The sequence below is a fragment of the Burkholderia sp. BCC1988 genome, from assembly GCF_905339895.1.
GTDB lineage: Bacteria > Pseudomonadota > Gammaproteobacteria > Burkholderiales > Burkholderiaceae > Burkholderia.
The window spans coordinates 265,037-284,822 of record NZ_CAJPHA010000008.1; the positions used below are offsets into that span (position 1 = coordinate 265,037).

Annotated in this window: 17 protein-coding genes and 1 pseudogene; 6 read left to right on the plus strand and 12 right to left on the minus strand. The window is 67.8% G+C overall.

Going from position 1 to position 19,786, the window contains the following annotated elements; all coding sequences use genetic code 11:
- Positions 1-142 precede the first annotated feature (142 nt).
- The 5 genes from U4012_RS14305 to U4012_RS14325 all read right to left on the minus strand — a co-directional run bounded on the left by U4012_RS14305 (position 143) and on the right by U4012_RS14325 (position 6,967).
- The gene (locus U4012_RS14305; RefSeq protein WP_321799359.1) at positions 143-1,177 is read right to left on the minus strand and encodes a Tim44 domain-containing protein; all 1,035 of its coding nucleotides are present in this window, start codon (positions 1,175-1,177) and stop codon (positions 143-145) included.
- A 41-nt stretch (positions 1,178-1,218) separates the two neighbouring features.
- Positions 1,219-1,950 (minus strand): bifunctional demethylmenaquinone methyltransferase/2-methoxy-6-polyprenyl-1,4-benzoquinol methylase UbiE, encoded by a 732-nt coding sequence (gene ubiE / locus U4012_RS14310; RefSeq protein WP_044846838.1) that lies wholly within the window; start codon positions 1,948-1,950, stop codon positions 1,219-1,221.
- Positions 1,951-2,002: 52 nt separating this feature from the next.
- Positions 2,003-2,416 carry a gamma-butyrobetaine hydroxylase-like domain-containing protein gene (locus tag U4012_RS14315; protein ID WP_124488601.1) on the minus strand — a complete coding sequence of 138 codons (414 nt, stop codon included), beginning with the start codon at positions 2,414-2,416 and terminating at the stop codon, positions 2,003-2,005.
- Positions 2,413-2,856: an HIT family protein gene (locus tag U4012_RS14320; RefSeq protein WP_044846840.1), complete on the minus strand. Its 444-nt coding sequence runs from the start codon at positions 2,854-2,856 to the stop codon at positions 2,413-2,415. The genes U4012_RS14315 and U4012_RS14320 overlap by 4 nt, the downstream gene beginning before the upstream one ends.
- A gap of 85 nt (positions 2,857-2,941) precedes the next feature.
- On the minus strand, positions 2,942-6,967 hold the full coding sequence (locus U4012_RS14325; protein ID WP_124488600.1) for a DUF3683 domain-containing protein: 4,026 nt from the start codon (positions 6,965-6,967) through the stop codon (positions 2,942-2,944).
- Here U4012_RS14325 and U4012_RS35945 point away from each other — a divergent pair.
- The 3 genes and pseudogenes from U4012_RS35945 to queF all read left to right on the plus strand — a co-directional run bounded on the left by U4012_RS35945 (position 6,953) and on the right by queF (position 9,909).
- A pseudogene (locus tag U4012_RS35945) lies at positions 6,953-7,402 on the plus strand (hypothetical protein). The gene U4012_RS14325 and the pseudogene U4012_RS35945 overlap by 15 nt on opposite strands.
- A 140-nt stretch (positions 7,403-7,542) precedes the next feature.
- A complete protein-coding gene (ilvA, locus tag U4012_RS14330; protein WP_044848605.1) occupies positions 7,543-9,066 on the plus strand; it encodes a threonine ammonia-lyase, biosynthetic in 1,524 nt (507 codons plus the stop codon).
- 12 nt (positions 9,067-9,078) lie between these two features.
- Entirely contained in the window at positions 9,079-9,909 is an 831-nt protein-coding gene (queF, locus tag U4012_RS14335; protein ID WP_044848604.1) for an NADPH-dependent 7-cyano-7-deazaguanine reductase QueF, read from the plus strand.
- Positions 9,910-9,992: 83 nt separating this feature from the next.
- On the opposite strand, the gene U4012_RS14340 is transcribed toward queF, so the two are convergent.
- From U4012_RS14340 to U4012_RS14350, 3 genes are all read right to left on the minus strand, one after another.
- Positions 9,993-10,379, minus strand: a complete 387-nt coding sequence (locus U4012_RS14340; protein ID WP_006477830.1) for a RidA family protein — start codon at positions 10,377-10,379, stop codon at positions 9,993-9,995.
- A 123-nt stretch (positions 10,380-10,502) separates the two neighbouring features.
- On the minus strand, positions 10,503-11,984 hold the full coding sequence (locus tag U4012_RS14345) for a D-aminoacylase (protein ID WP_321799365.1): 1,482 nt from the start codon (positions 11,982-11,984) through the stop codon (positions 10,503-10,505).
- 2 nt (positions 11,985-11,986) lie between these two features.
- The gene (locus U4012_RS14350; RefSeq protein ID WP_321799367.1) at positions 11,987-12,916 is read right to left on the minus strand and encodes a MurR/RpiR family transcriptional regulator; all 930 of its coding nucleotides are present in this window, start codon (positions 12,914-12,916) and stop codon (positions 11,987-11,989) included.
- A 119-nt stretch (positions 12,917-13,035) separates the two neighbouring features.
- Between U4012_RS14350 and U4012_RS14355 the strand changes: the two genes are divergently transcribed.
- Complete coding sequence (locus U4012_RS14355; protein WP_124521032.1) at positions 13,036-14,316, plus strand: amino acid deaminase; 1,281 nt, start codon at positions 13,036-13,038, stop codon at positions 14,314-14,316.
- 178 nt (positions 14,317-14,494) lie between these two features.
- Positions 14,495-15,076, plus strand: a complete 582-nt coding sequence (locus tag U4012_RS14360) for a DJ-1/PfpI family protein (protein WP_044848600.1) — start codon at positions 14,495-14,497, stop codon at positions 15,074-15,076.
- A 120-nt stretch (positions 15,077-15,196) separates the two neighbouring features.
- Here the strand turns inward: U4012_RS14360 and U4012_RS14365 are convergent, their stop codons facing one another.
- A complete protein-coding gene (locus tag U4012_RS14365) occupies positions 15,197-15,643 on the minus strand; it encodes a MarR family winged helix-turn-helix transcriptional regulator (RefSeq protein ID WP_321799371.1) in 447 nt (148 codons plus the stop codon).
- A gap of 34 nt (positions 15,644-15,677) precedes the next feature.
- Positions 15,678-17,273: an MDR family MFS transporter gene (locus U4012_RS14370; RefSeq protein ID WP_321799373.1), complete on the minus strand. Its 1,596-nt coding sequence runs from the start codon at positions 17,271-17,273 to the stop codon at positions 15,678-15,680.
- A gap of 110 nt (positions 17,274-17,383) precedes the next feature.
- On the opposite strand from U4012_RS14370, the gene U4012_RS14375 reads away from it, so the two are divergent.
- Complete coding sequence (locus U4012_RS14375; protein ID WP_044848597.1) at positions 17,384-18,226, plus strand: EcsC family protein; 843 nt, start codon at positions 17,384-17,386, stop codon at positions 18,224-18,226.
- On the opposite strand, the gene U4012_RS14380 is transcribed toward U4012_RS14375, so the two are convergent.
- Both U4012_RS14380 and U4012_RS14385 read right to left on the minus strand, forming a co-directional pair.
- Positions 18,196-19,158 carry an alpha/beta hydrolase gene (locus U4012_RS14380; protein ID WP_321799375.1) on the minus strand — a complete coding sequence of 321 codons (963 nt, stop codon included), beginning with the start codon at positions 19,156-19,158 and terminating at the stop codon, positions 18,196-18,198. The two genes, U4012_RS14375 and U4012_RS14380, sit on opposite strands and share 31 nt — an antisense overlap.
- A 116-nt stretch (positions 19,159-19,274) precedes the next feature.
- Positions 19,275-19,709 (minus strand): CHRD domain-containing protein, encoded by a 435-nt coding sequence (locus tag U4012_RS14385; RefSeq protein ID WP_044848607.1) that lies wholly within the window; start codon positions 19,707-19,709, stop codon positions 19,275-19,277.
- Positions 19,710-19,786: the final 77 nt, after the last annotated feature.

A 19,786-nucleotide genomic window follows, 5' to 3' on the forward strand; every position in this document is an offset into this window, starting at 1 on the left:
CGCGCAGGCCGGGCGCCCACGCGGGTTTCTATTGTAACGTCGGATCGTCGGCAGCCCGCGGCCAACCGCACACCCGGGCGGCAAGCGGTCGCAGCGCGGCGGCCGTCGCCCGGGCAGCCGGCAAGCCGGCCGCCGGTCACGCTCAGTGCGTGTTGATCTGCTGGATACCCGCGAGCAGCCAGCCCTGGCCGCCCGACTTCGACAGGTTCCACACCTCGTCGAATGGCGCCGCCGACGCATTCGCCGATTCGCGGATCAGCCCGTGGAAGCGCACGCTCGCCGACTGCTCGATGCCGCGATCCTCGATCGCGACCAGTTCCGCGTCGAGCTGCACGACATCGGTCTGGTTCGCCTCGTTGCCGCGCGAATCGAGGTCGATCTTGATCTCGGCGAACATTTCCGGCGTCGTGAACTCGCGGATGTCGGCCAGGTTGCCCTGGTCCCACGCGGCCTGCAGGCGCACGAAGTAGACCTTCGCGCTGCGCAGGAACGCTTCGGTGTCGAAGCCGGCCGGCACCTGCAGCGGTGCGGCCGCCATCGCGCCCGCCGCGCCCGCGGCCGCTGCGCCGCCGCCGAACACGCCCTGCGCTTCGTTCGCGTAGCTGCTGCCGCTGCCGGCATAGTTGCTGCCGGTGCCGCCCTGCGGGAACGACGGGCTCTGCGAGTAGCCGCCCGACGACGAGGCCGAGCCGCCCACCGAGTACGCCGGTTCCTGCGGACGGCGACGGTTCATGAACTTGCGGATCAGCCAGATGCCGACCATCGCCAGCAGCGCGATCACGATGACGTTCGCCATCATGCTCGCGAACGCGCCGCCGAGGCCGAAGTGCGACAGCAGCGCCGCGATGCCGAGGCCGGCCGCGAGGCCGGCGATCGGCCCGAGCCAGCGCGAGCGGTTCGGCTGCGCGGCCGGTGCCGGTGCGGCCGGGTTCGCGCGCTGCGCCTGCGCCGGCGCGGCCTGCTGCATCGGCTGCTGCGCGGGCGGCGTGGCCTGGCGCTGCGTGACGGTGGAACTCTGGCGGCCGATGCTGCGCCCGCCGCCCATACGCCTGGCTTCGGCGTCGAGCGATGCGAACGTGCCGGCCGTGAGCAGGCCGACCATCAGCAGCGTGCCGACCCGTCGAGCCCACGGCTTCGACGGCTTGCTACGGTTGAACAACGAACGCGATTCGGACATCAGCTTCTCCAGATGTAAGGCGAATGTATGGGAAGAACCCCTTAGTACTTGGTTCCTAGGTGTAAAGCTACCACGCCACCTGACAAATTGTAATATTTGACGGCGTCGAGGCCCGCTTGTTCCATCATCGTCTTCAGCGTGTCCTGATCGGGGTGCATCCGGATAGATTCAGCAAGATACCGATAACTTTCAGCATCTTTCGCGAACTTGTCGCCAAGCCACGGTAATACTTTGAAAGAATACAGATCGTACGCTTTTTTCAGCGGATCCCAGACTTTCGAGAATTCCAGCACCATCACGCGGCCGCCGGGCTTCGCGACGCGGCGCATCTCGGCGAGCGCCGCATCCTTGTGCGTCATGTTGCGCAGCCCGAAAGCGACCGTGACCACATCGAAGTAGTTGTCCGGAAAGGGGATTTTCTCGGCGTCGCACAGCAGCGACGGCGTCACGATGCCCTTGTCGAGCAGCCGGTCGCGGCCCACGCGCAGCATCGATTCGTTGATGTCGGTGTGCCAGACTTCGCCGGTCGGCCCGGCCGCCTTCGCGAACGCCTTGGTCAGGTCGCCGGTGCCGGCCGCGATGTCGAGCACCTTGAAGCCGGGGCGCACGTTCGCCTGCGCGATCGTGAACGCCTTCCACGCGCGGTGCATGCCGGCCGACATCAGGTCGTTCATCAGATCGTAGTTGCTCGCGACCGAATGGAACACGCCCGCCACTTTCTTCGCTTTTTCGGTTTCCTCGACGCTCTCGAAGCCGAAGTGGGTTTTGCTCATCGCGTTGATCCTCAGTAAATGGCAAGACGGCGCCGAGCGGGCGCCGTCGATTTCAGTGGCAGTGGCCGTGCGGCGCGGGGGCCGCCGGCATCGGCGCGTCGCGCTCGACGCCCGCCGCCTGCAGTTTGTCGAAATAGTCGCGCCACAGCGCGTCCTGCTGCGTCGCCAGTTCGTACAGCAGATCCCACGAGTAGATGCCGGTCGAATGACCGTCCGAGAACGTCGGCTGCAGCGCGTAGTTGCCCACGCCCTCGAGCGCGGTGATCGTCACCTCGCGCTTGCCGGTCTGCAGCGTCTCCTGACCCGGCCCGTGGCCGCGCACCTCGGCCGACGGCGAATAGACGCGCATCAGCTCGAACGGAATCCGGTAATTTTCGCCGTTCGGGTACTGCAATTCGAGCACGCGCGACACCGCGTGCACGACGACGCCGGACGGAATCGGCGTCGTGGAAGTCAAACCGCTCATGGCTGCCTCGAATCGGTCATGCGTTGAATTTCCTCGCGCACCGCATTGTGCAGCAGCGAGGCCTGCGCCGCGCGCGTGCGCAGCAGCGCCTCGGACACGCTGCGCTGGCGCGGCGCCCAGACGGGCTGCGGAAAATGGGCGTCGTTGGAGAAGCGCGGGATCACGTGCCAGTGCACGTGCGGCACCATGTTGCCGAGGCTCGCGAGATTCACCTTGTTCGGCTGCATCACACGGCGCACGGCGCGCTCCACCGCGTACACCACGCGCATCAGATGTGCCCGCTCGGGCTCGCCGAGATCGGAAAACTCGGCCACGTGCGTGCCCCAGATCACCCGGCAGAAGCCAGGGTAATCGTGTTCGCCCGTCGCGAGCACGACGCGCAGCGCATCGTCCTGCCAGAGCACCTCGCCGCCGTCTTCACGGCAAAACACGCATTCCATCGTCGCTCCCATGTGGACGGGCGCCGGCGCATCTGCGCCGGCGCCCGCTCATTCCTGGCCCGATCGGGCGGTCGTCATGCCCGCATTAGACCAGCACGCGCTCGATCCCGCCATTGTTCGCGTGTGCGACATAGTCGGCCATCCAGTTCTCGCCGAGCACCTGGCGCGCGATCTCGACCACGATGTAGTCGGCCTCGAGGTTCGCATCCTCGTTGTAGCGCGACAGGCCCTGCAGGCACGACGGGCAGCTCGTCAGGATCTTCACGTCCGGGCCGTTCGCGCTCGCGGCGGCCGGCGCCGGCGCGTTGCCGGCCACGACCGGGATGCTGCGCAGCTTCGCGGCGCCCTTGCGGATTTCCTCTTCCTTGCGGAAGCGGACCTGCGTGGAGATGTCCGGACGCGTGACCGCCAGCGTGCCCGACTCACCGCAGCAGCGCTCGTTCTTCTCGATCTTGTAGCCGTCCTTCTCCGCGCCCATCAGCTCGTTGACGAGCTTCACCGGGTCCATCGTCTTGATCGGCGTGTGGCACGGGTCGTGATACATGTAGCGCGTGCCCGTCACGCCGTCGAGCTTCATCCCCTTCTCGAGCAGGAACTCGTGGATGTCGATGATCCGGCAGCCCGGGAAGATCTTGTCGAATTCGTAGCCCGCGAGCTGGTCGTAGCAGGTGCCGCACGACACGACCACCGTCTTGATGTCGAGGTAGTTCAGCGTGTTCGCGACCCGGTGGAACAGCACGCGGTTGTCGGTGACGATCTTCTCGGCCTTGTCGTACTGGCCCGAGCCGCGCTGCGGATAGCCGCAGCACAGGTAGCCCGGCGGCAGCACGGTCTGCACGCCCGCTTCCCACAGCATCGCCTGCGTCGCGAGGCCGACCTGCGAGAACAGGCGCTCGGAGCCGCAGCCGGGGAAGTAGAACACCGCTTCCGAATCGACGGTCGTCGACTTCGGGTTGCGGATGATCGGCACGATCTTGTTGTCCTCGATGTCGAGCAGCGCGCGCGCCGTCTTCTTCGGCAGGTTGCCCGGCATCTTCTTGTTGACGAAGTGGATCACCTGCTCGACCACGGGCGGCTTGCCGACCGTCGCCGGCGGGTGCTGCGTCTGCTTCGTCACGACCTTCTTCAGCATGTCGTTCGCGAAGCGCTGCACCTTGTAGCCGACGCCCATCATCACGCCGCGCGCGGCGTTGATCGTCTGCGGATTGGTCGCGTTCAGGAAGAACATGCCCGCCGCATTGCCGGCGTTGAACTTCTTCTTGCCCATCTTGCGCAACAGGTTGCGCATGTTCATCGTGACGTCGCCGAAGTCGATCTTCACCGGGCACGGCGTCGCGCACTTGTGGCACACCGTGCAGTGGTCGGCCACGTCGTTGAACTCGTCCCAGTGCTTGATCGACACGCCGCGGCGCGTCTGCTCCTCGTACAGGAACGCCTCGACCAGCAGCGAGGTCGCGAGGATCTTGTTGCGCGGGCTGTACAGCAGGTTCGCGCGCGGCACGTGGGTCGCGCACACCGGCTTGCACTTGCCGCAGCGCAGGCAGTCCTTCACCGAATCGGCGATCGCGCCGATGTCGGACTGCTGCATGATCAGCGACTCGTAGCCCATCAGCCCGAAGCTCGGCGTGTACGCGTTGCGCAGGTCGGCGCCGTCGAGCAGCTTGCCCTTGTTGAAGCGGCCGTTCGGGTCGACGCGCTGCTTGTACGCGCGGAATTCGGCGATCTCGTCGTCGGTCAGGAACTCGAGCTTCGTGATGCCGATCCCGTGTTCGCCGGAGATCACGCCGTCGAGCGAACGCGCAAGCGTCATGATGCGCGCGACCGCCGCGTGCGCGTCCTGCAGCATCTCGTAGTTGTCGGAGTTGACCGGGATGTTGGTGTGGACGTTGCCGTCGCCCGCGTGCATGTGCAGCGCGACGAACACGCGACCGCGCAGCACCTGCTTGTGGATCGCCTGCGCTTCGTCGAGGATCTGCTTGAACGCGCCGCCGTTGAAGATCGCGCGCAGCTCCGCGCGAATCTCCTGCTTCCACGAGATGCGGACCGTGCGGTCCTGCGTGACGTGGAACACGGTCGCGCCCGGCTGCTCGTCCGCGCGATCGGCGAACTTCTCGGCGAGCGCCTCGTAGCCGAGCTGCACGAGGTAGTGCTGCGCCTCGCGCAGCGGCTGGTCGAGCCGGTCGCGCACGAATTCCCAGCGTGCGCGCACGCGCTTGAGCAGCTCCAGCGCCTGCTGCACGCGATCCTCGAGCAGTTCGGCGCTCGGGATCTCGTTTGCGTCGTCGGTCTTGCCGAGCGGCAGGTTGCCGGCGCGGAAGAACGCTTCGAGCGCGTCGACCAGCTGCAGCTTGTTCTTCAGCGACAGCTCGATGTTGATCCGCTCGATGCCGTCGGTGTACTCGCCCATCCGGTTCAGCGGGATCACGACGTCTTCGTTGATCTTGAACGCGTTGGTGTGCTTCGCGATCGCGGCCGTGCGGCTGCGGTCGAGCCAGAAGCGCTTGCGCGCCTCCGCGCTGATCGCGACGAAGCCTTCGCCGCTCTTGCCGTTCGCCATCCGGATCACTTCGGACGTCGCGTGCGCGACCGCGTCGGCGTCGTCGCCGACGATGTCGCCGATCAGCACCATCTTGGGGAATGCGTTGCGCTTGCTCTTGGTCGCGTAGCCGACCGCACGCAGGTAGCGCTCGTCGAGGTGCTCGAGGCCCGCGAGAATCGCGCCGCCCTGCTTCGACGTTTCGAACAGGTAGTCCTTGATCTCGACGATGCTCGGGATCGCCTCGCGCGCCTGGCCGAAGAATTCGAGACAGACGGTGCGCGTGTGCGCGGGCATCTTGTGCAGCACCCAGCGCGCGGACGTGATCAGCCCGTCGCAGCCTTCCTTCTGCACGCCCGGCAGGCCGGCGAGGAACTTGTCGGTCACGTCCTTGCCGAGGCCTTCCTTGCGGAACCGGCGGCCTTCGATCTCGAGCATCTCGGTCTTCAGCAGCTTCTCGCCCGGCGCGTACGCGCCGTCGAACCACTTCAGCTCGAACCGCGCGACCGCGATGTCGTGGATCTTGCCCTGGTTGTGCTCGTGGCGCGTGACTTCGAGCCAGTTGCCGTCCGGGTCGACCATCCGCCACCAGGCCAGGTTGTCGAGCGCGGTGCCCCACAGCACGGCCTTCTTGCCGCCGGCGTTCATCGCGACGTTGCCGCCGATGCACGATGCGTCGAGCGAGGTCGGGTCGACCGCGAACACGTAGCCGGCCGCCTCTGCCGCTTCCGTCACGCGGCGCGTGACGACGCCCGCGCCGGAGAAGATCGTCGGCACCTTGTGCGCGACGCCCGGCAGTTCGGTCAGCTCGACCGCGCCGAGCTGTTCGAGCTTCTCGGTGTTGATCACCGCGGAGAACGGCGTGAGCGGCACCGCGCCGCCCGTGTAGCCGGTGCCGCCGCCACGCGGGATCACAGTCAGGCCAAGCTCGAAGCAGGCCTTGATCAGGCCCGCGATCTCGGCTTCGGTATCGGGGGTCAGCACGACGAACGGGTATTCGACGCGCCAGTCGGTCGCGTCGGTCACGTGCGACACGCGCGACAGCCCGTCGAAACGGATGTTGTCCTTCTGCGTGCAGCGGCCGAGCGCCTTGGTCGCGCGGCGGCGCAGGTCGGCCATCTTGTCGAATTCGTCGGCGAACTCGTCGACCGCGCGCTGCGCGGCCGCCTCGAGCATCTCGACGCGCTCGGCGCGTTCGCGGCCCGCGTCGTCGTGGTGCGCGGTCAGGTCGGCGCGGCGGCGCTTGCCGATCTCGGTCAGGCGGTGGTTCAGCGCCTCGATCAGCAGCGCGCGGCGCTTCGGGTTGTCGAGCAGGTCGTCCTGCAGGTACGGGTTGCGGCGCACGACCCAGATATCGCCGAGCACCTCATACAGCATCCGTGCCGAGCGGCCCGTGCGGCGTTCGGCGCGCAGTTCGTCGAGCACCGACCACGCCTCCGCGCCGAGCAGGCGGATCACGATCTCGCGGTCGGAGAAGGACGTGTAGTTGTAGGGAATCTCGCGCAGACGGGGCGCGGGGTCGGCGGCGACGGCGGCGGCCGCGCCATGCGGATCGAAAACTTGTGGTGCGTTCATGTTCGGACGACTCGGAGGGCCGATACACCGTGCAGGGGCGTCGGCAAGCGCGTGGGCGCAATCTTGGGGAAATCTGTTCTGTTGCCAGGCGTGCGACTAACTCGCATGGGGCCGGAACGGGACTGAACTCACCGTTCCCGACGGGTGGGGCCTGGCGGCACTCGGAGCCATCAGCACGATCGCGCGCGGCGCGCATGCCGCTCCGCCGCGGGGCTGGCTGCGCGCGGCGTCGGCTTCAACGGGGCGATCCGAGGGTGCCTCTGCATCTTCCGATCCTTGATTCAAAACGGAATTCTAACCCATGATCGGGCCACGCGTGACACGCCGGACAGGTCGTGGGGCTATCGCCGCAAGCCGCGCCGGGCTTGGCTCGGCACGTTTTCGCGCCGGAATTCGCCGTCCGTCCGGTCGGTAACCATGCGGTTAAACCGGTAAAAAGGGACGCCTCATGCGGCCAACACGCCCGCCGGCGCGGTTCCGCGACCGTGCGCCCGGCATGCCGCTTGCGTGCGGACCGACCCTTGGCGCTATCATTGATCCTTTACCGTCTGCTTCCGCACTGCACGCGAGCGCCCATGGCATCCCACGATTACCTGAAGAAAATCCTCACCGCGCGCGTCTACGACGTCGCGCTCGAGACGGAACTCGAACCTGCCCGCAACCTGTCGGCCCGGCTGCACAACCCCGTTTACCTGAAGCGCGAGGACAACCAGCCGGTGTTCTCGTTCAAGCTGCGCGGCGCGTACAACAAGATGGCGCACATCCCGGCCGACGCGCTCGCGCGCGGCGTGATCACGGCATCGGCCGGCAATCATGCGCAGGGCGTCGCGTTCTCGGCGGCCCGGATGGGCGTGAAGGCCGTGATCGTCGTGCCGGTCACGACGCCGCAGGTGAAAGTCGATGCGGTACGCGCGCATGGCGGCCCGAGCGTCGAGGTGATCCAGGCGGGCGAGTCGTACAGCGATGCATACGCGCACGCGGTCAAGGTGCAGGCGGAGCGCGACCTCACGTTCGTCCACCCGTTCGACGATCCGTACGTGATCGCCGGCCAGGGCACGATCGCGATGGAAATCCTGCGTCAGCACCAGGGGCCGATTCACGCGATCTTCGTGCCGATCGGCGGCGGCGGGCTCGCGTCCGGCGTGGCGGCCTACGTCAAGGCGGTGCGGCCGGAGATCAAGGTGTTCGGCGTGCAGGCCGAGGATTCGTGCGCGATGGCGCAGTCGCTGCAGAAGGGCGAGCGCGTCGAACTGAGCGAGGTCGGCCTGTTCGCGGACGGCACGGCGGTAAAGCTCGTCGGCGAGGAAACCTTCCGGCTGTGCCGCGAATTCCTCGACGGCGTGCTGACGGTCGACACCGACGCGCTGTGCGCGGCGATCAAGGACGTATTCCAGGATACGCGCAGCGTGCTCGAGCCGTCCGGCGCGCTCGCGGTCGCGGGCGCGAAACAGTATGCGGAGCGCGAAGGCATCGAGAACCAGACGCTCGTCGCGGTCACGTCCGGCGCGAACATGAACTTCGACCGGATGCGCTTCGTCGCCGAACGCGCGGAAGTGGGCGAGGCGCGCGAAGCCGTGTTCGCCGTCACGATCCCCGAGGAGCGCGGCAGCTTCAAGCGCTTCTGCTCGCTCGTCGGCGATCGCAACGTGACCGAGTTCAACTACCGGATCGCCGATGCGCAGTCCGCGCACATCTTCGTCGGCGTGCAGATCAAGCGGCGCGGCGAGTCGGAGGAGATCGCCGCGAACTTCGAGTCGCACGGCTTCAAGACCGTCGACCTCACGCACGACGAGCTGTCGAAGGAACATATCCGCTACATGGTGGGCGGCCGCTCGCCGCTCGCGCTTGAAGAGCGCCTGTTCCGCTTCGAATTCCCGGAACGGCCGGGCGCGCTGATGAAGTTCCTGTCGTCGATGGCGCCGGACTGGAACATCAGCCTGTTCCACTACCGCAACCAGGGCGCGGACTACAGCTCGATCCTCGTCGGGCTGCAGGTGCCGCAGGCCGATCGCGCCGAGTTCGAACGCTTCCTCGCGGCGCTCGGCTATCCGTATGTCGAGGAGAGCGCCAATCCGGCGTACCGCCTCTTCCTGTCGTAAAGGCTTCGTGCAATGAATCCCGAACATTCCCCGCTCGGCAAGGCGACCGTCTACGCAGCGCAGTACGACGCGTCGCTGCTGTTCCCGATCCCGCGCGCCGGGGCGCGCGAGCAGCTCGGCATCACGTCGGCGCTGCCGTTCTTCGGCACCGATATCTGGAACGCGTACGAACTGTCGTGGCTCAACGCACGCGGCAAGCCGCAGCTCGCGGTCGCGACGTTCTACGTGCCGGCCGAATCGCCGAACATCGTCGAATCGAAGTCGTTCAAGCTGTATCTCGGCTCGTTCGCGCAATCGAAGTTCGACTCGCTCGACGCGGTGCGCGACGTGCTGAAGCGCGACGTGTCGGCCGCGTGCGGCGCGAGCGTGTCGGTGCAGCTGGTGTCGCCGCACGATTTCGGCAAGCTCGAGATGGAGGAGCTCGACGGACTGTCGCTCGACCGGCTCGACCTCGACACCGACGTGTACGAACCCGATCCGTCGCTGCTGTCGGCCGCCGACGCCGAGGACGAAGCGCCGGTCGAGGAAACGCTCGTGTCCGACCTGCTGCGCTCGAACTGCCCGGTCACCGGCCAGCCCGACTGGGGCAGCGTGCAGATTCACTACGTCGGGCCGCAGATCGATCACGCAGGACTGCTGCGCTACATCATCTCGTTCCGCAATCACACGGGCTTTCACGAGCAGTGCGTCGAGCGGATCTTCCTCGACATCCTGCATGCGTGCAAACCGGTGAAGCTCGCGGTGTATGCGCGCTACACGCGGCGCGGCGGGCTCGACATCAATCCGTTCCGCACGAATTACAACCAGCCGATGCCGGACAACGCGCGGACTGCGCGGCAGTAATAGCGGCCCGCCTGTCACGAAACAGCCCCGCCGGCTCGCGCCGACGGGGCTGTTTCACTGTGCGCAGGGGATGCCCGCCCGCGTTACTTCACCGGCGGCTTGTAAGCGATGCAATCGACCTCGACCTTGCAATCGATGACCATGCTCGACTGCACGCACGCGCGTGCCGGCGGATGCTCGCCGAAGTACGACACGAACACCTTGTTGAACGACGCGAAATCGCGTGCGTCGTCGAGCCACACGCCGCAACGCACGACGTGTTCCAGGCCGTAGCCGGCTTCCTTCAGGATCGCGATCACGTTCTCGATCGTCTGCTTCGACTGCGTGACGATCCCGCCTTCGACGACCTCGCCGTTCACCATCGGCGTCTGGCCCGACACGTACAGCCAGCCGTCGGCCTCGACCGCGCGTGCAAACGGCATCACCTGCCCGCCGGTACCCTTCGCTTCGCCTACGCCATATCGCTTCATCGTTTCACTCCTGGTTGGTCGACCGGCCTCGGCGCGCACGCGCCGGCGCCGGTCCCATGCAACGCACGGTTGCGGATGCGCGCGCCGGCATGGCGCACGCGGCAAATCGGATCAGGACCGCGTTCAGAACGCGGCGTCGGCACTCGCCGGCACGCGCTGGCCGCGCGCGACGAAACCGCCGGCGCGCTCGCCGGTCGGCTGGCCGTTCTCATAGGTCAGCACGCCGTTCACCCACACCGCGTCGATCCCGTGCGCGGGCTGCTGCGGCTTCTCGAACGTCGCGGCGTCGATCACGCGCGCGGGATCGAACAGCACGAGATCCGCGTGGTAGCCGACGTGCACTTCGCCGCGCCGCGCGATCCCGTAGCGGCGCGCGGACAGCGACGTCATCTTGCGGATCGCCTCCTCGAGCGGCAGCAGGTTCGTGTCGCGCACGTAATGGCCGAGCACGCGCGGGAACGCGCCCCACAGCCGCGGATGCGGCAGCGGATCGTTCGGCAGGCCGTCCGAGCCGACCATCGTCGCCGGATGCGACAGGATGCGGCGCACGTCGTCCTCGGACATGTTGTGGTACACGGCGCCGGCCGGACGGATCCGCTGCGCGGCTTCCTGCTCGGTCACGCCCCAGTCGGCCGCGATCGCCTTCAGCAGCTTGGCGGCGACTTCCGGATGCGGTTCCGACCACGTGATCGTGATGTCGATGTCGCCCGTCACCTGCTTCAGGTCGAGCGTCGACGAGCTGCGGCTGTACGGATAGCAGTCGCAGCCGACCGGCTGGTAGCGGCGCGCGCCTTCGAGCGACGCGAGCACCTCGGTGCTGCGCCCCCAGTTCGACGGGCCCGCGCACTTCAGGTGCGAGATCACGACCGGCACCTGCGCGTGGCGGCCGACGCGGTACGCCTCGTCCATCGCGTCGAGGATCGCGTCGAATTCGGTGCGCATGTGCGTCGTGTAGAGCGCGCCCGCGTTCGCGAGCGGCTCGGCGAGCGCCATCACTTCCTCGGCCGGCGCCGCGAACGCGGAGCCGTACGCAAGGCCCGACGACAGACCGAGCGCGCCGTTCGCGAGCGCTTCCTCGAGTTGCGTGCGCATCCCGGCGATTTCGCCGTCGGTCGCCGCGCGGTCGAGGCGGTCCATCTGGTTGTTGCGCAGCGCGGTGTGCCCGACGAGCGCCGCGACGTTCACGGCCGGACGCGCGTCGTTCACCGCCGCGACGTAGGCAGCGAAGGTCGGATAGCGGAACGCGTCGCGATCGCCGAGCAGGTTCATCGGGTCGGGCGGATCGCCCGCGAGCGTCACGGGCGACGCGCTGATCCCGCAGTTGCCGACGATCACGGTCGTCACGCCCTGCGAGATCTTCGGCAGCATCTGCGGCGCGCGGATCACGTGCGTGTCGTCGTGCGTGTGGACGTCGACGAAGCCCGGCGCGAGCGCGCGGCCGTTCGCATCGACGACGGTCTCGGCGAGCCAGTTCGACAGGTTGCCGATCGCCGCGATCACGCCGTTGCGGATCGCGACGTCGCGCGTGACGGGCGGTGCGCCCGTGCCGTCGTACAGCTGCGCGCCGACGATCAGCGTATCGGCGGCTTCGGGATGCGAATGCATGGTCAGTCTCCTACCGGTTGACGGTCTCCGCCGCCGCGGTGCGCATCGAGCGCATGCTTGATGCGGCGCAGCGATTCTCGGCCCGCATCGCCGAGCCGCAGTGCGACTCCGGTGACGAGCACGTCGATCGCCATCATCATCGCGTAGCGCGATGTCGAAGGCTTGTAGATGAAATCGGTTTCGAACGCGACGACCGGGATCAGGTGGTCGGCGAGCTTCGCGAGCGGCGAAGCCGGCGCGGTGATCGCGATCAGCTTCGCGCCGTAGCGCTTCGCGAGGCGGCAGCTCTCGAGCAGCTCGGGCACGCGCCCGCTCACCGACAGCGCGACGACCACGGTGTCGCGCGACAGCGTCGCCGACACCATCCGCTGCAGCAGGCTGTCCTGGTAGCTCGCGACCGGCCGCCCGAAGCGCACGAGCCGGAAGCGCAGTTCGTCGGCGAGCGCGGTCGAGCCGCCGCCCTGCCCGTACACGTAGACCATCTTCGCGCCGGCGAGAAGATCGGCCGCGGCGTCGAACGACGTGTTGCGCAGCAACTGGTGGTTGTGCGCGAGCGCCACGCGGATCTCGTCGTAGACGACCGATGCCGGGCTCGCGTCCACTTCCGCAGGCTCGCCGGACGGCACGAGAAAGCGCTGCCCGACCGCCGCCGCCTGCGCGACGAGCACTTTCAGTTCGCGCACGTCGCGGCAGCCGACGGCCTTCGCAAACCGCGTGACCGTCGCGACGCTGACCTCCGCGTCGCGCGCGAGCGCGCCGATGCTCGCGTGCGCGGCGCGCGCGAGATCGGCGAGGATGAAGGCCGCGACCTTGCGTTCGGCCTCGCGCAGCTCGGGCGCGCATTCGGCGATCCGCGCGACGATGTCGAGGACCGGCTGGGCAACCGGTTGCTCGCCGGTGAACGGAACGGACGGAGTGGCGGACGAATTCATCTGCTGAAAAGGGTGTGGCGCTTTATGTTACTAAATAACATCACCGCGCCGATGCTACTTTCTGTACCATCTGCATGTCAACTTCAGTGCAATGCATAGTGATGATGGAGCGGGATGACATGAAAGTTACAAACTATCAGGAACCGACAATCAATCCGTTGGGCAAGGGCCTCGGCAACCTGCCGAGCGCGAGCGTGCCGCTCGACGACGCAGGCCGCCTCGAGTGGAACCTGCTCGCGGAAGACGTCAGCCTGCCGGCAGCGGTGCTGTACGAGGATCGCATCGAACACAATCTGAACTGGATGCAGGCGTTCGTCCAGCAGTACGGCGCGCAGTTCGCGCCGCACGGCAAGACGACGATGGCGCCGCAACTGTTCCGCCGCCAGCTCGCCGCCGGCGCGTGGGGCATCACGCTCGCGACCGCGCACCAGACGCAGGCCGCGTACCACGGCGGCGTGCGCCGCGTGCTGCTCGCGAACCAGCTGGTCGGCCGCCAGAACATGACGATCATCGCGGGGCTGCTGTCCGATCCCGACTTCGAATTCTTCTGCCTCGTCGATTCGGCCGACAGCGTCGACCAGCTCGGCCGCTTCTTCGGCGAAGCGAAGAAAACGCTGAACGTGCTGATCGAGCTCGGCGTGCCGGGCGGCCGCGCGGGCGTGCGCGACGCCGCGCAGCGCACCGCCGTGCTCGACGCGATCGCGCGCTATCCGGACACGCTGAAGCTGGCCGGCATCGAACTCTACGAAGGCGTGCTGAAGGAGGAAGGCGAGATCCGCGCGTTCCTGCAGGACGCGGTCGCGTTCACGCGCGAGCTGGCCGAAGCCGGCCGCTTCGCGCGCACGCCGGCGATCCTGTCGGGTGCCGGCTCGGCGTGGTACGACGTGGTCGCGGAGGAATTCGCGAAGGCGTCCGATGACGGTTTCGCGGAAGTCGTGCTGCGTCCGGGCTGCTACCTGACGCACGACGTCGGCATCTACAAGAAGGCGCAGACCGACGTGTTCGCGCGCAACCCGATCGCCCGCAGGATGGGCGAAGGGCTGCTGCCGGCGCTGCAGCTGTGGGCGTACGTGCAGTCGGTGCCGGAAGCCGACCGCGCGATCATCGCGCTCGGCAAGCGCGACGCGGCGTTCGACGCGGGCCTGCCCGAGCCGGCGCGCCATTTCCGCCCGGGCCGCGACAGCGCGCCGCGCGATGTCGCCGCGAGCGAAGGCTGGGCCGTCACCGGGATGATGGACCAGCACGCGTACCTGCAGATCCCGCCGGGCGCGGACGTGAAGGTCGGCGACATGGTCGCGTTCGATATCTCGCATCCGTGCCTGACGTTCGACAAGTGGCGCCAGCTGCTCGTGCTCGATCCGCAGTTCCGCGTGACGGAAGTCGTCGAAACCTTCTTCTGACGCCTGGCGCGCCATCGCGCCGCCTCGCCGCCCCACCGCAGCGCGGGGCGGCCGTCACGCGCGCTTCAATCTGCCGGAGTACACTGCGCTTTCGTCCTCGGGGCTGCTTCGGCGCCGCAGCGCATGCCTGCCGCGCCCGGCGCGAACGGCCCCTCAACGCTGTTCAATGGAGAAAGCCATGGCCGCGAAGAAGATCCTGTTCCTGACCGGTGATTTCGCCGAAGACTACGAAACGATGGTGCCGTTCCAGGCGCTGCAGGCCGTCGGCCATCACGTCGATGCAGTCTGCCCGGGCAAGCGCGCGGGCGACAAGGTCAAGACCGCGATCCACGATTTCGAGGGCGACCAGACCTACACCGAGAAGCCCGGCCACAACTTCACGCTGAACGCGACGTTCGACGACGTCGATGCGGCGGGCTACGACGCGCTCGCGATCGCGGGCGGCCGCGCGCCGGAATACCTGCGTCTCGACGCGAAGGTGATCGCGCTGGTGCGCGCGTTCGCCGAAGCCGGCAAGCCGATCGCCGCGATCTGCCATGCGGCGCAGCTGCTTGCGGCCGCCGACGTGATCCGCGGCAAGCGCATCTCGGCCTACCCGGCCTGCGCGCCCGAAGTGAAGCTCGCGGGCGGCGAGTATGCGGACATCCCGGTCGACGCGGCCGTGACCGACGCGCCGTTCGTCACCGCGCCTGCGTGGCCCGCGCATCCGGCCTGGCTCGCGCAGTTCCTCGCGCTGCTCGGCACGCGCATCGAGCTGTGAACGAAGTGGAATGAATTGAAGTGAAACGCCGGCCGGCGGCGGGTTCGCGCAGCCCGCATGCCGTGCTGATCAAGACCGGCCGACGGGGCGCATCCCGTCGCGCCGCTTCCGCCCCGCCCTTCAGCGCGATGCCGGCGTCGAGCCGACATCCGCAATCCGCGACTCCAGCATCGCCAGCGCGCCCGACAAGGCGGTCAGCACGTCGTCCGGCAGTTGCGCCATCGTCTGGTCGAGGAACGCCTTGCGGCGCGGCAGGCACGCGTCGAACGCGGCGCGGCCCTCGGCGGTCAGCGTGACGTTGGTCACGCGGTTGTCGCGCGCATCGGACGCGCGCTCGATCCAGCCGAGCGCTTCGAGCGACTTCAACTGGCGCGTGAGCGCGCCCGGATCGATGCGCAGCACCTCGACGAGCTTCTTCTGCGACGAATGCCCGTCCATCGTGTGCAGCGCGACCATGATGCGCCAGCGCGGCATCGGCTGCCCGACGTGCGTTTCGAACGCGGTCATGAACGCGCGATACGTGCGTCCGAATTGCTGCAAGATCGCGACGCGGTCCTGTTCTTCCATGCGCTGATGCCTACTCGTTCAATCGGTGAATCGTTCAATCGGCCGCGACATGCGGCTCGATCTTGTGCCGCAGCGCGATCGGCGGCACGCGGCGGGACTGCCACACCGACACCACGGCGACGACGGCCGCCATCGCGACACCCAGGTGAATCGCGCCGACCAGCGATTCGCGGGCCGTTTCCAGCAGCAGCGCGCCATTATGCCCGGCGCGGGTCAGCTCCGCGACCAGACCGCCTTGCGCGGCGCGGTCGATCAGGATCTGCGGATCGGCGAGCTGCGCGTGCCACTGCAGCGCGTGCTCGCCCGACAGCGCGTCGCGCACGCCGCTCGAATACATCTGGTTGACCAGCGTGCCCGTGAGCGCGGTGCCGATCATCCCGCCGACCATCCGCAGCGACTGCAACAGCGCGGTCGCGATGCCGAGGTGCTCGCGGCCGGCCGTCTGCTGCGCGAACACGGTGAGGTTCGGCAGCACGAAGCCGAGGCCGATGCCGCCCGCGACCATCAGCGCCATCAGCATCCAGGTCGGCGTCGTGTGGGTCGACACGACGATGCCCGCGCATGCGATCGCGAACAGCACGAAACCGACATGCAGCATCGCGTTCGGATTGCGGATGCGCGTGACCACGCGTCCGTTCATGATGCTGCCGATCGTGATGAACACGACGAGCGGCGTAATCACGAGCCCCGCCGCCTTCGGCGACATCCCGAAGCCGCCCTGGAACAGCAGCGGTGCGTAGAACAGCAGCGAGAACATCGAGAAGCCGGCCAGGATCGCGAGCACGAACAGCGCCGACAGCGCGCGGTTGCCGAACATGTCGAACGGCAGAATCGGCTGCGCGCAGCGCTTTTCCCAATGCCACAAGCCGATGCCGGCGCCGACCGCGACGACCAGCAGCAGCGACGCCCAACTCATCACGCCGTACTTCGGCAGCCATTCGACGAACAGCTGCAGCGCGCCGAGCGACAGCGCGATCAGGAGCGCGCCGGGCCAGTCGAGCCGCATCTTGCGGTCGTGCTCGACGTGCCGCAGGTGCGGCAGGTAGCGCCACACGAAGAACAGCGACAGCAGGCCGACCGGCAGGTTGACGTAGAACACCGAGCGCCAGCCGAACGACTGGGTCAGGATCCCGCCGAGCGACGGCCCGACCGCGTTCGCGATGCCGAATGCGGAGCTCATCAGCACCTGCCAGCGCAACCGCACGACGGAATCGGGGAACAAATCGGGAATGCACGCGAACGCGGTACCGACCAGCATCCCGCCGCCGATCCCCTGCAGGCCGCGCGCGAGCACCAGGAACAGCATGTCGTTGGCCATCCCGCACAGCACCGACGCGCCGGTGAACACGACGATCGACGCGATCACGAACGGCTTGCGGCCGTAGTAGTCGCCAAGGCGGCCGAAGATCGGCACGGTGATCACGGAACTGAGCAGGTACGAGGTCGCGACCCACGCGTACAGGTCGAAGCCCCTCAACTCGGCGACGATGGTCGGCAACGCGGTGCCGACGACCGTCTGGTCGAGCGCGACGAGCATGGTGACGAACGAGATCCCGATCATCGCCAGCAGCGATTCGCGGAACGGCAGGACTTGCCCGCTCGAATGGTGGGCGGCAGTATGGACGGCCATTTTTTGTTGATGCAACTTTTGACGAGTCAAATAATCTCAAAATTCTAGCACGGCGGAGTAATCTAGGCCGGCGAAGGTGCGGGGCCCGTTCCCCACCATCAAGGAGAAAGATGGAACCGATTTCAATCACGCCTGCCGCGACGCTGTCGCCGGAAGACCAGGACGCGTTGCGACGCGCGAAACAGGTGCTGGAAAGCCCGTCGTTGACGATGAAGCTGACGGGCGTGCTGGGCGCGCCAGTCGAGAAGATGATCGCGCGGCTGCCGGACTTCGCGACCGGCAAGATCAACGACGCGACGCAGCTTGCGCTGCGCAAGTGCCTGAACATCGCGCTGCGCACGCTCGGCAAGCCGCAGACGCCCGATGCCGAGCCGGACAAGCCGAGCAACCTGCTGCACAAGCTCGCGGTCGCGACGACCGGCGCGGCGGGCGGCGCGTTCGGCTTCCTCGCGCTGCCGGTCGAGCTGCCGGTCACGACCACGCTGATCTTCCGCTCGGTATGCGACATCGCGCGCAGCGAGGGCGAGGACCTGGGCTCGGTGGACACGCAGCTGCAGTGCCTGGCCGTGCTCGGCATGGGCGGCAACCCGGACAAGCGGGAAGAAGACGCCGATCTCGGCTATTTCGTGCTGCGCGGCGCGCTCGCGCAGGCGATTTCGAAGGCGTCGTCGGACATCACGACGAAAGGGATCGCCGCGCACAGCTCGGCGGCGGTGTTCAAGCTCGTGCAGACGGTGGCATCACGCTTCTCGGTGCAGGTCACCGAGCAGATGGCCGCGAAGTCGATCCCGGCGATCGGCGCGGTGCTCGGCGCGACCGTCAACACGCTGTTCATCGACCACTTCCAGCAGATGGCGCACGGCCATTTCACCGTGCGCCGGCTCGAGCGCAAGTACGGCTCGGTGGCCGTGCAGGCCGCGTATCAGGCGATCGACGGCTCGCCCGCGCGCTGAACCGCCCGCTCGACCGCGACGCGGCGCAGGAACGCGGCCGCCCGGTCAAGCGCGGCGCGCGACTCCGGCACCATCGGCGTGTACAGCTGCCACACGTGCGGCATGTCGGGCCACACCTCGATCTCCACCGGCACGCCGGCCGCTTTCGCGCTGTCGGCGACGCGGCGCGCGTCGTCGAGCAGCACCTCGGTGCTGCCGGCCTGGATGAAGAGCGGCGGCAGCCCGGTGAAGTCCGCATAGAGCGGCGACGCGTACGGATGCGTCGCCGATGCGTCGCCCAGATACAGCTGCGCCGCCTTCGGCAGCGCCGCGGCCGCGAACATCGGGTCGAGACCGTCGTTGCTGCGCATCGTCGCGCCGGTGCCGGCCAGGTCGGTCCAGGGCGAGAACAGGATCGCGCCGGCCGGCAACGGTTCGCCGCGATCGCGCAGCGCGACGAGCGTCGCGAGCGCGAGGCCGCCGCCCGCGGAATCGCCGCCGAACACGACCGACTCGGGCGGCGTGCCGAGCGCGAGCAATTGCCGGTACGCGGCCAGCGCGTCGTCGAGCGCGGCCGGGAAGCGGTTCTCGGGTGCGAGCCGGTAATCGAGCGAGAACGAGCGCACGCCCGCGCGCTTGGTGAGGCCGAACACGAGCGGCCGATGGGTTTTCGTCGAACAGAAGTAGTAGCCGCCGCCGTGGAAGTACAGGAGCGTGCGGCCGGGCCCGCGCGCGCCGAGCGCATCGGTGCGTTCGAGCCATTCGCCGCGCAGCGGCGCGTCGCCGGGACGGTAGCATTCGCGCAGCCGGTAGCCCGACGGCGCGCGACGCGGCACGACCATTCTCAGGTCGGTGAAGCGCCGCGCGCGGGCGGGATCGAGCACCGGGCGCGTGGTCTCGGGACGAAACTGCCGGCGCAGCAGCCAGCACGCGAACTTGCTTTGCCAACTCATCGAACCTACTCCGTCATCGCAGTGTCACGATGGTACGTGCGATCGTTGCCGCGCCGCTCGACGGGAGCCTCTACATCAAACGCCAGCCTCGGTTTGCCGGCCTAGGTTCGCCTGCCTCAGTTCGCCGGCATCACCTGGCCGCGGATCTCGCCGGCCGGATGCTCCTTCGTGTGCACGTTGAAGTACCACTTGCCGCTCATCAGGTCGGTCACCTGCGCGTCGGTGAGCGCCTTCGATCCCTTGATCGGGCTCGCGAGCTCGTCCTTCGGGATCGGCACCTGCACGCCGGCGTTCTGGCCGACCGGCGCGGGCCCGTGGAAGTGCGCGGCGGTCGCCGGCCCCGTGAGGTGTTCGTAAGTCACCGTCCACTGCAGCAGGTGGCTGGCCGTGTCGTAGGTCGCATCGACGGCGCCGGCGCCCTTGGTCGCGGTGGGCGGCACTTCGCTCGACGGCTGCAGGTTGGCGGACAGGCGCACCGTTTCGGCAGCGGCGCTACCGGCGGCCAGCACGCCCGCGAGCAACGCCACCTGGAGCAAACGCAGCTTCGGCATGAATTCTCCTTGTACGACGTGGTACGCCACCCGGCCGGGGGACGCTCCATGATGGTAGTCGATCGCCGCCGATCCGG

Excerpts from the sequence above, each read along its gene's own strand:
- U4012_RS14305 (WP_321799359.1), bottom strand. The coding sequence starts at position 1,177 with ATGTCCGAATCGCGTTCGTTGTTCAACCGTAGCAAGCCGTCGAAGCCG.
- ubiE (WP_044846838.1), bottom strand. The coding sequence starts at position 1,950 with ATGAGCAAAACCCACTTCGGCTTCGAGAGCGTCGAGGAAACCGAAAAA.
- U4012_RS14315 (WP_124488601.1), bottom strand. The coding sequence starts at position 2,416 with ATGAGCGGTTTGACTTCCACGACGCCGATTCCGTCCGGCGTCGTCGTG.
- U4012_RS14320 (WP_044846840.1), bottom strand. The coding sequence starts at position 2,856 with ATGGAATGCGTGTTTTGCCGTGAAGACGGCGGCGAGGTGCTCTGGCAG.
- U4012_RS14325 (WP_124488600.1), bottom strand. The coding sequence starts at position 6,967 with ATGAACGCACCACAAGTTTTCGATCCGCATGGCGCGGCCGCCGCCGTC.
- ilvA (WP_044848605.1), top strand. The coding sequence starts at position 7,543 with ATGGCATCCCACGATTACCTGAAGAAAATCCTCACCGCGCGCGTCTAC.
- queF (WP_044848604.1), top strand. The coding sequence starts at position 9,079 with ATGAATCCCGAACATTCCCCGCTCGGCAAGGCGACCGTCTACGCAGCG.
- U4012_RS14340 (WP_006477830.1), bottom strand. The coding sequence starts at position 10,379 with ATGAAGCGATATGGCGTAGGCGAAGCGAAGGGTACCGGCGGGCAGGTG.
- U4012_RS14345 (WP_321799365.1), bottom strand. The coding sequence starts at position 11,984 with ATGCATTCGCATCCCGAAGCCGCCGATACGCTGATCGTCGGCGCGCAG.
- U4012_RS14350 (WP_321799367.1), bottom strand. The coding sequence starts at position 12,916 with ATGAATTCGTCCGCCACTCCGTCCGTTCCGTTCACCGGCGAGCAACCG.
- U4012_RS14355 (WP_124521032.1), top strand. The coding sequence starts at position 13,036 with ATGAAAGTTACAAACTATCAGGAACCGACAATCAATCCGTTGGGCAAG.
- U4012_RS14360 (WP_044848600.1), top strand. The coding sequence starts at position 14,495 with ATGGCCGCGAAGAAGATCCTGTTCCTGACCGGTGATTTCGCCGAAGAC.
- U4012_RS14365 (WP_321799371.1), bottom strand. The coding sequence starts at position 15,643 with ATGGAAGAACAGGACCGCGTCGCGATCTTGCAGCAATTCGGACGCACG.
- U4012_RS14370 (WP_321799373.1), bottom strand. The coding sequence starts at position 17,273 with ATGGCCGTCCATACTGCCGCCCACCATTCGAGCGGGCAAGTCCTGCCG.
- U4012_RS14375 (WP_044848597.1), top strand. The coding sequence starts at position 17,384 with ATGGAACCGATTTCAATCACGCCTGCCGCGACGCTGTCGCCGGAAGAC.
- U4012_RS14380 (WP_321799375.1), bottom strand. The coding sequence starts at position 19,158 with ATGAGTTGGCAAAGCAAGTTCGCGTGCTGGCTGCTGCGCCGGCAGTTT.
- U4012_RS14385 (WP_044848607.1), bottom strand. The coding sequence starts at position 19,709 with ATGCCGAAGCTGCGTTTGCTCCAGGTGGCGTTGCTCGCGGGCGTGCTG.